Origin of the sequence: Zobellella denitrificans, assembly GCF_002237365.1 — a bacterium.
Lineage (GTDB): Bacteria > Pseudomonadota > Gammaproteobacteria > Enterobacterales > Aeromonadaceae > Oceanimonas > Oceanimonas denitrificans.
In genome coordinates, this window is record NZ_NMUO01000013.1 from 1 (window position 1) to 15,504 (window position 15,504).

At 61.0% G+C, this 15,504-nt stretch carries 13 protein-coding genes, 1 rRNA gene and 1 riboswitch; of the genes, 7 read left to right on the top strand and 7 right to left on the bottom strand.

The features are described 5' to 3' along the window. Positions 1-63 (bottom strand): 16S ribosomal RNA (locus tag CGX12_RS04690); the annotation flags it as partial. 565 nt (positions 64-628) lie between these two features. Here CGX12_RS04690 and CGX12_RS04695 point away from each other — a divergent pair. After that, positions 629-1,099, top strand: coding sequence for an RNA recognition motif domain-containing protein (locus CGX12_RS04695; protein WP_094038739.1), 471 nt, complete (start codon positions 629-631; stop codon positions 1,097-1,099). An 11-nt stretch (positions 1,100-1,110) separates the two neighbouring features. Here the strand turns inward: CGX12_RS04695 and murI are convergent, their stop codons facing one another. Then, positions 1,111-1,902, bottom strand: a complete 792-nt coding sequence (gene murI, locus CGX12_RS04700; protein WP_232513362.1) for a glutamate racemase — start codon at positions 1,900-1,902, stop codon at positions 1,111-1,113. Between the two features lie 82 nt (positions 1,903-1,984). Next, positions 1,985-3,775: a TonB-dependent receptor domain-containing protein gene (locus tag CGX12_RS04705; protein ID WP_094038795.1), complete on the bottom strand. Its 1,791-nt coding sequence runs from the start codon at positions 3,773-3,775 to the stop codon at positions 1,985-1,987. Positions 3,776-3,817: 42 nt separating this feature from the next. Then, positions 3,818-4,022, bottom strand: a riboswitch (cobalamin riboswitch). Positions 4,023-4,172: 150 nt separating this feature from the next. Here CGX12_RS04705 and trmA point away from each other — a divergent pair. Further along, positions 4,173-5,270 (top strand): tRNA (uridine(54)-C5)-methyltransferase TrmA, encoded by a 1,098-nt coding sequence (gene trmA, locus CGX12_RS04710; protein ID WP_094038741.1) that lies wholly within the window; start codon positions 4,173-4,175, stop codon positions 5,268-5,270. A gap of 361 nt (positions 5,271-5,631) precedes the next feature. Here trmA and CGX12_RS04715 read toward each other — a convergent pair whose 3' ends face one another. The 3 genes from CGX12_RS04715 to rpmE form a co-directional block, all read right to left on the bottom strand. Then, positions 5,632-6,876 carry a malic enzyme-like NAD(P)-binding protein gene (locus CGX12_RS04715; RefSeq protein ID WP_094038742.1) on the bottom strand — a complete coding sequence of 415 codons (1,245 nt, stop codon included), beginning with the start codon at positions 6,874-6,876 and terminating at the stop codon, positions 5,632-5,634. Positions 6,877-6,972: 96 nt separating this feature from the next. After that, a complete protein-coding gene (locus CGX12_RS04720) occupies positions 6,973-7,734 on the bottom strand; it encodes a thermonuclease family protein (protein ID WP_094038743.1) in 762 nt (253 codons plus the stop codon). A 109-nt stretch (positions 7,735-7,843) separates the two neighbouring features. Next, a complete protein-coding gene (gene rpmE, locus CGX12_RS04725) occupies positions 7,844-8,059 on the bottom strand; it encodes a 50S ribosomal protein L31 (RefSeq protein WP_094038744.1) in 216 nt (71 codons plus the stop codon). A 138-nt stretch (positions 8,060-8,197) separates the two neighbouring features. On the opposite strand from rpmE, the gene priA reads away from it, so the two are divergent. After that, complete coding sequence (priA, locus tag CGX12_RS04730; RefSeq protein WP_094038745.1) at positions 8,198-10,393, top strand: primosomal protein N'; 2,196 nt, start codon at positions 8,198-8,200, stop codon at positions 10,391-10,393. A gap of 3 nt (positions 10,394-10,396) precedes the next feature. Here priA and CGX12_RS04735 read toward each other — a convergent pair whose 3' ends face one another. Next, positions 10,397-10,987, bottom strand: a complete 591-nt coding sequence (locus CGX12_RS04735) for an LON peptidase substrate-binding domain-containing protein (RefSeq protein WP_094038746.1) — start codon at positions 10,985-10,987, stop codon at positions 10,397-10,399. Positions 10,988-11,153: 166 nt separating this feature from the next. Between CGX12_RS04735 and argS the strand changes: the two genes are divergently transcribed. The 4 genes from argS to hslU all read left to right on the top strand — a co-directional run bounded on the left by argS (position 11,154) and on the right by hslU (position 15,475). Further along, positions 11,154-12,908 (top strand): arginine--tRNA ligase, encoded by a 1,755-nt coding sequence (gene argS / locus CGX12_RS04740; protein ID WP_094038747.1) that lies wholly within the window; start codon positions 11,154-11,156, stop codon positions 12,906-12,908. Between the two features lie 3 nt (positions 12,909-12,911). Then, entirely contained in the window at positions 12,912-13,478 is a 567-nt protein-coding gene (locus CGX12_RS04745; protein ID WP_094038748.1) for an SPOR domain-containing protein, read from the top strand. 87 nt (positions 13,479-13,565) lie between these two features. Further along, positions 13,566-14,096 (top strand): ATP-dependent protease subunit HslV, encoded by a 531-nt coding sequence (gene hslV / locus CGX12_RS04750; RefSeq protein ID WP_094038749.1) that lies wholly within the window; start codon positions 13,566-13,568, stop codon positions 14,094-14,096. Between the two features lie 47 nt (positions 14,097-14,143). Then, a complete protein-coding gene (gene hslU, locus CGX12_RS04755) occupies positions 14,144-15,475 on the top strand; it encodes an ATP-dependent protease ATPase subunit HslU (RefSeq protein ID WP_094038750.1) in 1,332 nt (443 codons plus the stop codon). Positions 15,476-15,504 lie beyond the last annotated feature (29 nt).

Below are 15,504 nucleotides of genomic sequence, written 5' to 3' on the forward strand. Positions count from 1 at the left end.
GACTTGCATGTGTTAGGCCTGCCGCCAGCGTTCAATCTGAGCCATGATCAAACTCTTCAATTTAAGTTTGATGCTCAATGAATTACTGAAGTGTTTGTGCACTTCGACAATCATTGAAAAACAATATTTTTTGCTTCCCAACCACTGCGAGTGCCCACACAGTTTGCTTGATAAGTTGTTAAAGAGCGTTGACCGTTAGCGGGTCAGGGCTGCGCATTCTACGCCGTCCGTTTGATTCGTCAAGCCTCAAAACCGAAGTTTTTCCGCTTGTGACCACCGGCGTGTTCCGCCGTGTCAGTGAGGGCGCATTATAGGGAGCCGCGTTTTTTGCGCAAGGGCTTTTTTGTGAAAAACATCACTTTTGCCACCAAGCGCTGATTAACCCAGCAAAAATACAGCTTAACCACAGGGTTATGCACATCCGGCTGCACCGGGGGCCCACTAACTGATGCTATTTTGCTCGACCCAACGACCTTCATACTGGGAGATCACATTTCTGCCTGCTTTTCCCTGACACCGTTGGCCGCCGAACTCCAATTGAGACTATGCTGTTAGCAATGGCGTAGACTTCGTTGCCCAGGCTTCCGATACGCCGCATCCGTTCAGCCAGCTTGAGATTAGATTGCCGATGAAGCTATTCCAGTATCCCATTTATGTTCAGTCCGCCCTTTTCGCTCTTGTGCTGGCCCTGCTCGGCTACCTGGCCATCAGTTGGACAGCATCAAGTCTCTCCCCTTCCCTTCTTTTTGCGCTCGGCCTGCTGTTCGGGGGCCTGATAGTCCCTTTGCTGGTCCGGGCGCCGGCGCCGGAGGTCATACCGACCATTACCCTTTATGTGGGTAATCTGCCCTACAGGGCCAATGAAGCCTCTGTGAGAACCCTGTTCGAAAACTACGGCCAGGTGCTGTCGGTACGGTTGATGAAGGACAAGCACACCGGCAAGCGGCGTGGTTTCGGTTTTGTGGAGATGCCAAGAGAGGCGGCGCTGGCCGCCCAACAGGCGCTGAATGATTCGGAGTTTCAACAGCGCACCCTGAAAGTCAGGGAGGCGAATGAACGCAAGGACGACGAGGAAGACGGCGAGCAGACACCGTCCTGAGTTTGCTCCCCCTAGGGGAAGAGGCATTGCAGCTCGCCAAATCCCTCCTTGGCAAAGGCGGCGGCCTGCAACCGGGCCTTGGTCGTCCATTCGGTGCAAAACAGCCTGGCCCTCTCTCCCTGCCCGGGGAGGGCTTCTGGCGACAGCAGGCTGGCCACCCGACGGGCAATGGCCTCTCCCGAGTCGATCAGCCTGGTATCGGGCAGCCAGAGGCGCAGCTCTTCGGCCAACAGCGGGAAGTGGGTACAGCCCAGCACCACCGTATCCGGCCGCCACACCCCCAGCCAGGGCGCCAATACCCGTCCCAGCCGTTGCCGATCAACCCCCTGACCGGAGAGCTTGTCTTCGGCCATCTTGACCAGTTCGGTGGTGCCGATAGCGGAAACATCGAGATCGGCGGCGAAGTTGCGAATAAGGTCGGCGGTATATTGCCGGGAAACGGTACCGGGAGTGGCCAGCAGGCCGACCCGGCCGTGCCCATAAGCGCGACTGTGCTCGGCGGCCGGTTTGATGGCAGGCACCACCCCAACCACGGGGATCTGCAATCGCTGGCGCAACGCCGGCAGCACATAGGTACTGGCGGTGTTACAGGCGATAACCACGATATCGACCGGATAACGGCTTACAAAGGTGTCGAACAGCTCTACTACCCGGCTGACCAGTCGCTGTTCGCTCAGTTCGCCGTAAGGAAAGCAGGCATTGTCGAACAGGTACAGATACTGGTGCCCGGGCAAGGCCCGCTGTACCTCGCGGTAAATGGACAGGCCGCCCATGCCGGAGTCGAAAAGAAGAATGGATGCCACTGGCTGCCCTCGCTGTGCAAGGCCGCCATGATAACGCCAAAAGCGGGGATGAAAAAGCCGGCACAAAGGCCGGCTTAAAGGGTCAGAAGCGGTAGTCGGCGCCGATATAGAACTCCATGCCGGGGGCATCGTAGCCGGAGACCACCTGGTAGTCCTTGTCGAACAGGTTGTTCACCTTGCCATTCAGGGTCAGGTTGCTGGTCAGCGGATAGCGGGCACCGATATTCCAGATGGTGTAGGAGGGTGTAAAGGTTCTCGCAAAAGTATTTGCATCAAATGTTTCACGATCACCGACATACAACACCTGAGCAAACAGGTTAGTGTTAGCTATATCGATGTCACCGGTCCAGCTGAGTTTGCGCTTCGCACGGTTAACTAATTGTTTACCTTGGTTAGGAGCACGCTGATCTTCCGCGTCGGTGTATTCATAGCTGGCGGTATGGTGTACAGGACCAGTCGTAGCTTTCACTACAAACTCTGCACCTTTGATTAGCGTATCTGTACTGTCCTTCCTTGTTGGGCTTTGACTAAAAAGCAAGTTATCAATTTCATTACGATACAAATTCAGTTGCCAATTAAACCTCTGATAGTCACCTGTGAATGACAACTCCCAGTTTTCGGACTCCTCTGGATCGAAATTTGGGTTCCCCCAAAAAGCGTATAATTCCAGTAAATTTGGTGCTCTAAATGCAGTGCCATAGCTTAATGTAGCCTTATGCTGCTCGGGCAAGGCAACCGACAAGGCACTCTGCCAAGTTCCGTAAGTACCAAACTGTTCATTATCATCCATCCGGCCGGTCAGCTCGATTGATACCGGAGCCCAAGTATGAAAGACGGATGCGTAAACACCAGTATTGTCTCGGTCAGGAGCGGTGGTGCCTGTGGTTCTAGCCAGCAGCCGATCCCGCTGCCAGTCCATTCCCATCAGTACATAGCCCTGTTCGGAGTAGTGGTACTGGGTCAAGCCATCGAGACGGGTAGTGGCAGTGCTGGTATTGGAAGCAGTTTGGCGACCAGCCCCTTTATTCCAGTCTTCCGCTTCGTATTCACCATAGCTGGCGTTCAGTTGGCCAACTAACTCCTTGCCCTGATAACGAATACCCGTATCAATCTGGTAGGCCTTCGTTTCATTAATATCGGTCCAGCCATCATATTCAAGGTTATTCTTCCAACCATTGAAATTGGCATCCAAGGTCCATTGCTGGTTTAACTGATGCTCAATACCCAGAGTCAGATTTTTACTTTCAAAACCATCTCTATCGGGCTGATTATTGCCAGGCTGCACATCATAGCCCCGGGTCTCACGATAACCAGAGGCCAATTGCAGCCGGGTGGCATCAGTCACCCACTGGTTGATGGACAGATCGGCGGCATAGTAATCATTGCTGCCGGTGGTGACACCAACCTGAGTAGTGTTCACTTCGGATGTAGTGATGATATTGACCACCCCACCGATGGCCTTGGAGCCGTAGATGGCGGCGCGGGGACCACGGATATACTCGATGCGCTCCACATTGGAGACCGGTAACTGGCTGAAATCGACATTGCTGGATACCATCTGCGCCATGGGTCTGCCGTTCATCAGCACCAGCACATGATCCGAGTTGGTGCCACGGACAAATAAACTCGATTGCTGACCAATGCCGCCGTTCTGGCTGCCGAACTGCATCCCCGGCAGGGTTTCCAGCAGATCCACCAGGGAGCGGGGCTGCCGCCGTTCGATTTCGGATTTGGTGATCACTTCCACCGGAGCCAGCGCGCTGGTGAGCGGTTGCGTTACCCGGTTGTAGATGGTGATATCGGTAGAGTCGGAGGAATTCTGGGCAAAGGCCGCCCACGGCAGCAAGGCGGCTGCCAGCCATTGTTTAGACATCTTGTGCTTCCCTAGAACGCGTAGCATCGGCTGCCAGGCCCTTCCTGGACAGCCGCCTTGGCAGGTATTCGGGCTTAAAGGCACAGATGCATGGCATCCACCTAGGCGACAGCTTCCCGCCCATGCCGGGCAGTGCTCGGGGCTTTCCCCCGCGTCGCTTTCGTTCCTTATTACCGCTGCGCGCCAGCTCCGGATTTACACCGGATTCCCGTTTACGCCTGTCGGCACCAAAGCGGTGGGCATTATAGGGAAAGCCCCCCCGGCTGTATATCAAAAACAGCCATAAAGAATGCTGGATGGCTACAACGAAGCACCCGCCCGCGCTTCCATCGGCCACAAACTGGACAAATGAGCCAGAGTCCTTAGAATCGGCGGCTCGCTGTACAGGAGCCCGATCATGACCCACCTCGATACCACCCATTACCCCCGCCAGCTGGACGAAAAGGCCGAACGCCTGCGGCAGGAGTTTGCCGGCTTTGCCCCGCCGGCGTTGGAGGTGTTCGCCTCCGCTCCGGAGCATTACCGGATGCGGGCCGAGTTTCGGGTGTGGCACCAGGGGGACGATCTCTACTACATCATGTTCGATCAGGCCAGCAAGCAGAAATACCGGGTCGAACAGTTCCCCGCCGCCTCGCTGCTGATCAACAGGGCCATGCCGCTGTTGCTGGATGCCTTGCGCCCCTCGCCGGTACTGCGCCGCAAGCTGTTCCAGGTGGACTTTCTGTCGTCCCTCAGCGGTGAGCTGGTGATAAGCCTGCTCTACCACCGCCAGCTGGATGAAGACTGGCAGCAGGCGGCGCGGGCCTTGCGCACTCAGTTGCGTGAACTGGGTATAGTGGTCGACATCATCGGCCGGGCCAAGAAGCAGAAGTGGGTGGTGGAGCGCGACTATGTGGTCGAGAAACTGCAGGTGGCGGGCCGGGAGCTGGTCTACCAGCAGGTGGAAAACAGCTTTACCCAGCCCAACGGCCGGATGAACGAGCAGATGCTGGCCTGGGCCCTGGATGTCACCCGGGGTGCCGCGGGCGATCTGCTCGAGCTCTACTGCGGCAACGGCAACTTCTCCCTGGCCCTGGCGGCCAACTTCCGCCGGGTGCTGGCCACCGAAATCTCCAGCTCCTCGGTCAAGTCGGCCCAATACAACATCGCCGCCAACGGCATCGACAACGTCACCATACTGCGGATGTCGGCGGAAGAATTCACCCAGGCCATGCGCGGTGTGCGCGAGTTTCGCCGCCTGCAGGGTATCGACCTGCAAGGCTACCACTGCAACACCATACTGGTGGACCCGCCCCGGGCCGGCCTGGACGAGGATACCGTACGCCTGGTGCAGGAATACGACAATATCGTCTATATTTCCTGCAACCCGGAGACCCTGCGACAAAACCTGGATACCCTGGCCGACACGCACAGGATCAGCCGCTTCGCCCTGTTCGACCAGTTCCCCTACACCCACCATATGGAAGCCGGGGTTTACCTGACCCGCAAGCCGTAATGCAGAAGGGGAGCCGAAGTCCCTTTCAGATTGCTGACAAACCTTCAGGCTGGCTTACGCAGGCAACGGTTATGCCAAAACAGGCGGACAAAGGGAACTGCTCCGCCGACCGTCACCTGCCAGGGGGCGCGGAGCGCCTTGCACCGGAGGTATCGCCGCGACCGAGTTGCCAGTGACAAGTCGCAGCGCGGCGATACCGACGGTTTCCGCGACATTCGGCATGTGCGAGCCTACATGGACGTACTTGCGGCGTGTAGGCGGAGTTGGCCCTTTGGCCGGCTCATATCAGTGAAACAGACGACTTTGTCATCAAGCAAAAAGGGGAGCCGAAGCTCCCCTTTTTCTGTTACCGGACCGGTGCTCAGTCCAGCATATAGTTGGCCGGCAGCTCGATGCCGGCCACACCGGACTCGACCGCAGCCACGGCCACGGCGCGGGCCACGCGCGGCAACAGGCGCGGATCCATCGGCTTCGGGATCACGTAGTCCTTGCCGAATTCCAGAGCTTCCACGCCGGCCGCGGCCAGCACTTCCTGGGGCACCGGCTCCTTGGCCAGGCTACGGATGGCTTCTACGGCCGCCACTTTCATCTCGTCGTTGATGCGGGACGCACGCACGTCCAGGGCACCGCGGAAGATGAAGGGGAAGCACAGCACGTTGTTGACCTGGTTGGGATAGTCGGAGCGACCGGTCCCCATCACCAGATCCTGGCGCACGGAATGAGCCAGCTCGGGCTTGATTTCCGGATCCGGGTTGGAGCAGGCGAAGATCACCGGCTTTTCCGCCATCATCGCCACCGCTTCCGCCGGCAGCACATCCGGACCGGATACGCCCACAAACACATCGGCGTCGGTGATCACATCTTCCAGGGTGCGCTTGTCGGTGTTGTTGGCGAACAGTTCCTTGTACTCGTTCAGGTCGTCGCGGCGGGTGTGGATCACGCCCTTGCGGTCCAGCATGTAGATGTTCTCGCGCTGGGCACCACACTTGATCAGCAGTTCCATACAGGCCACGGCAGCGGCACCGGCGCCCATGCAGACGATGCGCACGTCGTGGATGTTCTTGCCCTGGATCTCGAGGGCGTTGAGCATGCCGGCGGCGGTGACGATGGCGGTCCCGTGCTGGTCATCGTGGAACACGGGCACGTTGCAGCGCTCGATCAGGGCTTTTTCGATCTCGAAGCACTCGGGCGCCTTGATGTCTTCCAGGTTGATGCCGCCGAAGGTGTCGGCGATGGCCGCCACGGTCTGAATGAATTCTTCGGTGGTGCGGTGCTTGACTTCGATGTCGATGGAGTCGAGACCGGCGAACCGCTTGAACAGCAGGGCCTTGCCTTCCATCACCGGCTTGGAGGCCAGCGGGCCCAGATTGCCCAGGCCGAGGATGGCGGTACCGTTACTGATCACCGCCACCAGGTTGCCCTTGGCGGTATATTTGTAGGCGTTCTCGGGATCGGCAGCGATCTCACGCACCGGCTCGGCCACGCCCGGGCTGTAGGCGAGGGCGAGATCCTTGGCGGTTTCTGCCGGTTTGCTGATTTCGACGGAGATCTTGCCCGGCTTGGGGAAGGCATGATAGTCGAGCGCTTTTTGACGAAAGTCGGTCATTCTGCGAGTACCCTGATGCGATTGTTGACATTTGTGCTTTTAAAGTGTGAACAAGTTTACCACAATGTTTATACAATGTGATAGTAGTCAACTTATTCAACATTGCCCAGCACAATCACTAACTTTTTCCTGGTAAAACTGCCAGGGATGGTTTAGCCACAGCTGCCAACCATTCCCGGCGGGCCTGACCCAGCCCCGGACGAACAGGCGGTCACCCGGCCCGAGCAGCGCCAATCGATGGCGGGCTTCGGACGGCAGCCGTTTGCCGGCCCGGATCCTGAGCTCGCCCTCCAGCACGAGTTCCAACCTTCCTCGTCCCGAAATGCCCCGGACCACGAGGCCTGAAAGCTGCTGCCAGCCGGCCGCGACGGGCGTCGCGGCAAGCGGTATCGACCAGATACCCCGGCGGCTACGTCGAGCCTGCCGCTCCGCCTCCAGCCAGCAGGGCCAGTAGTCGTGATTGGGCGGAAACAGCATCAGCCGGCCCAGCCCCTGGGTCAGCATCTGCGTGACCAGCAGCTCGCCCTCGGACGTGAGCGGGTGGGCCAGCCAGCGGCCATAATCATCACGTCTTTTGACCCCAAAAACCAGTTTCAATTGACTCTGTTTTACAATTTTATTTACAAGCCAGTCCCGCGCTGCCTCGGCGCCGAACTCCGGCAAGCCATTGTTGTGTTTGTTTAATTCTGGCGCATCCACGCCGATAAAGCGAATAACCCTGTCATCTTTCAAGATAACAGTATCACCATCTATAACATGGCGAACAAGCACCTCTTCATCCGGCTGCAAATGGGGGCAGCCGGCCACGGCCACGGGCGGCCAGCACAGCAGGACAAGAATGTATTTCCAACGGGACATGGCGCTTCCTCACGGGTATCAGGAGTAACCATGGAAAGGAGCCGGCTCCGGCGCAAGAAGAGAGGAACAAAAAAGGCGCCCGGGGCGCCTTTTTTTGAGCAGGAAGTGCTTACTTCTTGCTGGACAGGGCGCCGAAGCGCTTGTTGAAGCGATCAACACGGCCGCCGGTGTCAACAATCTTCTGCTTGCCGGTGTAGAAGGGGTGGCAGGCGGAGCAAACGTCCAGGTTCAGATCATGGCCCAGGGTGGAGCGGGTCTTGATCTCGTTACCGCAAGAACATTTGGCAACAATTTCTTTGTATTCCGGGTGGATACCTTGTTTCATGGACAACCTCTATCTGTAGGCCGTGTCGCTATCTGATCCTGAGCCAGACACCACACGAGTGATACACGTTTTGTGAAGGGTGCGAATAATATAGGATCGCCTTTTTGCAGGCAAGGGTAACAGGGGGAAAAATCACCAATGACGACACCGGCCCAGTACGGCTTGCTCAGGGTGGTCCTGCCCGTTCCGTTGCGGCGGGAATTCGACTATCTCTGCCCCCTGCCCCTGCCGGCCAGGGGCTGCCGGGTCAGGGTTCCGTTCGGCAATCGCACCCTGGTGGCCCTGGTGCTTGATCACCCCACGGCGTCGGAGGTTCCTCCCGACAAGCTCAAGCCCCTGGACTCGGTGCTGGACGAGGAACCGGTGCTGGCCGATGCCGATCTCCGGCTGCTGGCCTGGGCCACCGGCTACTACCTGCATGCGCCCGGCGAAGTCTACTTCCAGGCCCTGCCCACCCTGCTGCGCAAGGGGGAGACGGCCGGCTACCGCAGCATGGACTACTGGCACCTGCTCGAGCCGGATGCGCGGGTTTCCGCCCAGGCGGTCAAGCAACAGCAGGCCCTGACCCTGCTGCGCCAGGGGCCGCTGACCAGCGGCGAGCTGGACGCCAGGGGCATCGGCAGCCCCATCCTCCAGACCCTGGCCAGGAAGGGAGTGATAGAAAAACGGGAGCAGTTGCCGGCACGGGACGACTGGCGGCCGGCCCTGGCCATCAACCAGGACGACAAGCCCCGGCTGGGCCGCGAGCAGGCCCTGGCGGTCAGCCTGCTGCACCAGGCCGAGGGATTCGTGCCTTTCCTGCTGGAAGGGATCACCGGCTCCGGCAAGACCGAGGTCTACCTGCAGGCGATGGAGCCGGTGCTCGCGGCCGGCCGGCAGGTGCTGGTGCTGGTGCCGGAAATCGGCCTGACCCCCCAGACCATAGCACGCTTCCAGCGCCGGTTCCGGGCACCGGTCAGTACCCTGCATTCGGGCATGAGCGAACGGGAGCGGCTGGATACCTGGCTGGCCTGCCGGGACGGCGGCACCGCCATCCTGATCGGCACCCGATCGGCACTGCTGACCCCCTTCCGGCAACTGGGCCTTATCATCATCGACGAGGAGCACGACACCTCCTTCAAGCAGCAGGACGGCTTTCGCTATCACGCCCGGGATCTGGCCCTGCTGCGCGCCCGCCAGTTGGACATCCCCATCCTGCTCGGCTCGGCCACCCCCAGCTTCGAGAGCCTGCACAACGCCGCCACCGGCAAGTACCGCCACCTGATCCTGAGCCAGCGCCCCGGTACCGCCACCGTCGCCCGGCACCTGCTGCTGGACAGCAAGCATGTGCAGTTGCAGGCCGGTCTTTCCCCCCAGTTGCTGCAACTGATGGAGCAGGAACTGGCCCAGGGCAACCAGGTGATGCTGTTCCTCAACCGCCGCGGCTACGCCCCGGCGCTGCTCTGCCACGACTGCGGTTGGCTGGCCGACTGCGAACGTTGCGACGCCCACTACACCTGGCACCGGCAGCAGTCCCGTCTGCACTGCCACCACTGCGATCACCAGCGCCCCTTGCCCCCCCGTTGCCCCCAGTGCGGCAGCCAGCAGCTGATGGGCACCGGGCTGGGCACCGAGCAGGTGGAGCAGGCCCTGGCCGGACTCTTTCCCCAGTACGCCAGCATCCGTATCGACCGGGACAACACCCGCCGCAAGGGCAGTTTCCAGCAGCATCTGGACGGCATCCGCGCCGGCAGGTACCAGATCCTGATCGGCACCCAGATGCTGGCCAAGGGGCACCATTTTCCCGACGTCACCCTGGTGGCCATGCTGGACGTGGACGGCGCCCTGTTCGCCAGCGACTTCCGCGCCACCGAGCGCTTCGCCCAGCTCTATATTCAGGTGGCGGGCCGGGCCGGCCGGGCCAGCAAGCCGGGCCGGGTGGTGCTGCAGAGCCACCATCCGGAACACGCCCTGCTGCAGGATCTGGCCAACCAGGGCTATCGCCATTTCGCCCAGGGCGCCCTGCGGGAACGCCAGGCCGCTGCCTTGCCGCCCTTCAGCTTCCAGGCCCTATTCCGGGTGCAGGCCACCCGTGCCCAGTATTGCCAGGAATTTCTGCAGCAACTGGCCGGGCAACTGGCCCCCGGCCTGTCGCCGGGGGTGCTCTGTCTCGGGCCCATGAGTGCGCAGATGGAACGAAAGGCCGGCCAGTACCGCTACCAGTTGCTGTTGCAGGCCGCCAGCCGCCGCGAACTCGCCGGCGCCTGTCGGCAGGCGCTGGCCTTGATTGAAACCCTGGCCTCGGCCCGCAAGGTGCGCTGGTCGCTGGATATCGATCCGGTGGAGTTGTGGTAATGCTCAGTGCCGGCTGCCCGGCTGGGACTCGGGCTTGAGCATCGACATCAGGAAGGCCAGGGCCCGGCGGCAGCTGTCTTCCGCCATCAGCAGCTGCGCCAACTGGCCTTTGATCGGCAGCACCTCCAGCCAGCGCTGGGTCACCCAGGCCGCGTCCCGCCAGCTGGGCGCCGGATGCAAATCGGCCAGCTCCGGGTATTCGGCGAAGACTTCCTGCAACTTGTCGGACAATACCTGCTCGAAGGGCGACAGGGCACAGGACTGCCAGTTGTCGAGCAGCTCGACCTCGGCCCGCAGCAGGCCATCCGACTCCCGTTCCAGGCTGCGGATGCGAAACCGCTCCGTCGCCTCGACGGTGATGCCCAGCAGGCCATCCGTCAGGGTATAGAAGTCGATGATCCGCACCCGGGTGCCCAGCATAAAGAGGTCGCTGTTGCCTTCCTCGTCCAGTTCATCGAGCATGCCGATGCCGAAGCCGGTACCGCTTCGGCTCGCTTCGCTGACCATCCTTACATACCTGGGCTCGAAGATGCGCAAGGGCAGCTTGCCACCGGGCATCAGGTGGAGGGTCAGCGGCAATAACGCCAGTTTCATACATCCTCCCCTCCTCGAACAAGTAGCCATAAAGACCCGTTTTTAGCGGGCCCGCTTTCAGGGAGCCCCATGCCACGCCCTTGACGGTAGTTTTCTGCGACCGTTATGAGTAGAATTTCTCCCCCCAGGTTTCTTCCGACCTTGTCTTAATTTTGGTGAACTGATAATGAAAGAACATATTCAAGCACTGCTTGAGCAGACGGTCTCGACCCTGAAACAACAAGGCAAGCTGCCCGCCGAGCTGGCGCCCCGCATCCAGGTAGACCGAACCAAAGACAAGGCCCACGGAGATCTCGCCACCAACCTGGCCCTGCTGCTGGCCAAGCCCGCCGGGCAGAATCCCCGCGCCCTGGCCCAGTTGCTGGTGGACAACCTGCCCGCCTCCGAGCTGGTGGCCAAGACCGAGCTGGCCGGCCCCGGCTTTATCAACTTTTTCCTGGACAGCGGCTGGCTGGCCCGCCAGGTAGACGCCATGGTGGCCAACGAACGCGCCAATGTACCGACCGCAGAGCAGCCGCAGACGGTGGTGGTGGACTACTCCGCCCCCAACGTGGCCAAGGAGATGCACGTGGGCCACCTGCGCTCCACCATCATCGGCGATGCCGTGGTGCGTACCCTGGAATTCCTCGGCCACAAGGTGATCCGTGCCAACCACATCGGCGACTGGGGCACCCAGTTCGGCATGCTGATCGCCCACCTGGAACAGCTGGAGAAGCAAAATCCGGCTGTGCTGTCCTCGGGCCTGTCGGATCTGGAGCAGTTCTACCGGGAATCCAAGCAGCAGTACGACGCCGATCCGGATTTTGCCGAGCGCGCCCGCAACTACGTGGTCCGGCTGCAGGGCGGCGATGACTATTGCCTGAACATGTGGCAGAAACTGGTGGACATCACCCTGCAGCACAACCAGCAGGTCTACGACCGGCTCAACGTATCGCTGAGCCCGGCGGACGTGATGGGCGAAAGCATGTACAACCCCATGCTGGCGGGCATCGTCGCCGATCTGCAGAAAAAGGGCCTGGCGGTGGAAGACGACGGCGCCATCGTCGTCTACCTCGACGAATACAAGAACAAGGACGGCGATCCCATGGGGGTCATCATCCGCAAGAAGGATGGCGGCTACCTTTACACCACCACCGACATCGCCTGCGCCAAGTACCGCTACGAGCAGTTGGGGGCCGACCGGGTGCTCTATTTCATCGACTCCCGTCAGCACCAGCACCTGATGCAGGCCTGGAGCATAGTGCGCCAGGCCGGTTATGTGCCGGAGTCGGTCAGCCTGGAGCACCACGCCTTTGGCATGATGCTGGGCAAGGACGGCCGCCCCTTCAAGACCCGCTCCGGCGGCACCATCAAGCTGGTGGACCTGCTCGAGGAGGCGGAGGAGCGCGCCGCCGCCCTGCTGGCACAGAAGCAGACCGAACTCAGCGCCGAAGAAAAGGCCCAGGTGGTCAGGCGGGTGGCCATGGGCGCGGTGAAATACGCCGATCTCTCCAAGAGCCGCACCACCGACTATATCTTCGACTGGGACAACATGCTGTCCTTCGAGGGCAACACCGCCCCCTACCTGCAGTATGCCTACACCCGGGTACAATCCATCTTCCGCAAGGCCGGCATCACCCCGGGCCAGTTGGACGGCGCCATCCTTATCCAGGCGCCGGCGGAAGAGGCCCTGGCCCAGAAGCTGGTGCAGTTCAACGACACCGTCCGGTCGGTGGCCGACAAGGGCATGCCGCACCTGCTGTGCCTCTACCTTTACGAACTGTCCGGCGCCTTTATGAGCTTCTACGAGGCCTGCCCCATCAACAAGGACGGGGTGTCCGCCGCCGAGCGCGCCAGCCGGCTGCGCCTCTGTGCCGCCACCGCCAAGGTCCTGCAGCAGGGCCTGTCGCTGCTCGGTATCGACACCATGGAGCGCATGTAACCCATGCCCAGGGATTACGTCCGGCGCAGCAAACCCAAGCAAAACGGCCGCAGTTCCCGCTCCGGCGGGCGCGGCCGGGCGCCGGAGCGGCGGATCCCCTGGCTGGCCCTGACCCTGGTGGTGCTGCTCGGCGCCAGCCTGGGCTACCTGATCTACCTGGTCAAGGGGTCGGCCGATACCCGCACGGCGACGACCGCCAAGGCCGCCCAGACCACCCAGAGCCCGCCGCCGGCACCGGTCAATCCCATCGACCAGCGCCCGGTGGAAAAGTGGCGCTATATCGAGCAGCTGGAAAACAAGGAAATCGTGGTGGACGTGCCCAAGGAGCAAGAGTCCAACGTGCGCTACCAGATGCAATGCGGCTCCTTCCGCTCCGCCGACCAGGCCGAGCAGCTCAAGGCCCGTATCGCCTTCCAGGGCATGGTGGCCCAGGTCCGCCGCACCGAGGGCAGCAATGGCGTCTGGTACCGGGTGGTGCTCGGCCCCTACGAGCGCAAGCGCCAGGCCGAACAGGACAAGCACAAGCTGCTGCGGGCCAACGTCAATCATTGCGCTATCTGGAACTGGTAGGGTTGAACTCTCCCGCCACCGCCCCCATTACTGTGAGCATGACATTTCCGCCAGTCCGGCTGGCCATACCGTCAAGTGAGGTTCACAGTGACAACAATCGTTTCAGTTCGCCGTAACGGCAAGGTGGTCATCGGAGGCGATGGCCAGGTTTCCCTCGGCAATACGGTGATGAAAGGCAACGCCCGCAAGGTACACCGCCTGTTCAACGGCAAGGTACTGGCCGGCTTCGCCGGCGGCACCGCCGACGCCTTTACCCTGCTGGAACGCTTCGAAGCCAAGCTGCAGGCCCACCAGGGCAACCTGGAACGCGCCGCCGTGGCCCTGGCCAAGGACTGGCGAACCGATCGCATGCTGCGCCGGCTGGAGGCCCTGCTGGCGGTGGCCGACGACAAACACTCCTTCATCATCACCGGCAACGGCGACGTGGTACAGCCCGAGCAGGATCTGATCGCCATCGGTTCCGGCGGCGCCTTCGCCCAGGCCGCCGCCCGCGCCCTGCTGGAGAACACCGAGCTGGACGCCCGCGACATCGTCGAGAAGGCGCTGACCATCGCCGGCGACATCTGCGTCTACACCAACAGCAACCAGACCATCGAAGAGCTCGACTACAGCCGTTGATTCACCGGCGCCCTTCCCTGCTGGTGCCCGTATTACAGGATTTGATTATGTCTGAAATGACCCCGAGAGAAATCGTCCACGAGCTGGACCGCCACATCGTCGGCCAGGCCGAGGCCAAGCGCGCCGTGGCCATCGCCCTGCGCAACCGCTGGCGCCGCATGCAGCTCCAGCCCGAACTGCGCCAGGAAGTCACCCCCAAGAACATCCTGATGATAGGCCCGACCGGGGTGGGCAAGACCGAAATCGCCCGCCGCCTGGCCAAGCTGGCCAATGCCCCCTTCATCAAGGTGGAAGCGACCAAGTTCACCGAAGTCGGCTATGTCGGCAAGGAAGTGGACTCCATCATCCGCGATCTGACCGACATCGCCATGAAGATGACCCGCGAACAGCAGATGGACAAGTTCCGTCACCGGGCCGAGGAAGCGGCGGAAGAGCGCATCCTCGATGCCCTGCTGCCCAACCCGCGCAATACCTGGGGCGAGGAGGAAAAGGCCGACAACAACAGCAACAGCCGACAGATCTTCCGCAAGAAGTTGCGGGAGGGCCAGCTCGACGATAAAGAGATTGAAATCAACGTCTCGGCGCCGCAGATGGGGGTGGAAATCATGGCTCCTCCCGGCATGGAGGAGATGACCAACCAGCTGCAGAGCATGTTCCAGAATTTGTCCGGCAACACCAGCAAGCAGCGCAAAATGAAAATCAGGGATGCGCTCAAGCTGCTGGTGGAAGAGGAAGCGGCCAAGCTGCTCAACCCGGAAGAACTGAAGGAACAGGCCATCGCCGCGGTGGAAAACCAGGGCATCGTCTTTATCGACGAGATCGACAAGATCTGCAAGCGCGGTGAAAGCTCGGGCCCGGACGTGTCCCGGGAAGGGGTACAGCGGGATCTGCTGCCCCTGGTGGAAGGCTGCACCGTCAATACCAAGCACGGCATGGTGCGCACCGATCACATGCTGTTTATCGCCTCCGGCGCCTTCCAGGTGGCCAAACCCTCGGATCTGATCCCCGAACTGCAGGGCCGGCTACCGATCCGGGTGGAGCTGAACTCCCTGACCACCGAAGACTTCGAACGTATCCTCACCGAGCCCAGCGCCTCGCTTACCGAGCAGTACAAGGCGCTGCTGGCCACCGAAAACGTCAGCATTGCCTTCACCCAGGATGGCATCCGCCGGCTGGCGGAAGCGGCCTGGCGGGTCAACGAGACCACCGAAAACATCGGCGCCCGCCGCCTGCACACCGTGATGGAGCGGCTGCTGGACGAGCTGTCCTATGAAGCCTCCGACAAATCCGGCGAAAGCATCACCATCGACGCCGACTACGTGGATCGCTACCTCAAGAACCTGGTCGAAGACGAAGATCTGAGCCGTTTTATCCTCTGATCCCGCCGATAACGGGAGCGGTCACATTA

Coding starts and splice junctions, on each gene's coding strand:
- CGX12_RS04695 (WP_094038739.1), top strand. CDS start 629: ATGAAGCTATTCCAGTATCCCATTTATGTTCAGTCCGCCCTTTTCGCT.
- CGX12_RS04705 (WP_094038795.1), bottom strand. CDS start 3,775: ATGTCTAAACAATGGCTGGCAGCCGCCTTGCTGCCGTGGGCGGCCTTT.
- trmA (WP_094038741.1), top strand. CDS start 4,173: ATGACCCACCTCGATACCACCCATTACCCCCGCCAGCTGGACGAAAAG.
- CGX12_RS04715 (WP_094038742.1), bottom strand. CDS start 6,876: ATGACCGACTTTCGTCAAAAAGCGCTCGACTATCATGCCTTCCCCAAG.
- CGX12_RS04720 (WP_094038743.1), bottom strand. CDS start 7,734: ATGTCCCGTTGGAAATACATTCTTGTCCTGCTGTGCTGGCCGCCCGTG.
- rpmE (WP_094038744.1), bottom strand. CDS start 8,059: ATGAAACAAGGTATCCACCCGGAATACAAAGAAATTGTTGCCAAATGT.
- priA (WP_094038745.1), top strand. CDS start 8,198: ATGACGACACCGGCCCAGTACGGCTTGCTCAGGGTGGTCCTGCCCGTT.
- CGX12_RS04735 (WP_094038746.1), bottom strand. CDS start 10,987: ATGAAACTGGCGTTATTGCCGCTGACCCTCCACCTGATGCCCGGTGGC.
- argS (WP_094038747.1), top strand. CDS start 11,154: ATGAAAGAACATATTCAAGCACTGCTTGAGCAGACGGTCTCGACCCTG.
- CGX12_RS04745 (WP_094038748.1), top strand. CDS start 12,912: ATGCCCAGGGATTACGTCCGGCGCAGCAAACCCAAGCAAAACGGCCGC.
- hslU (WP_094038750.1), top strand. CDS start 14,144: ATGTCTGAAATGACCCCGAGAGAAATCGTCCACGAGCTGGACCGCCAC.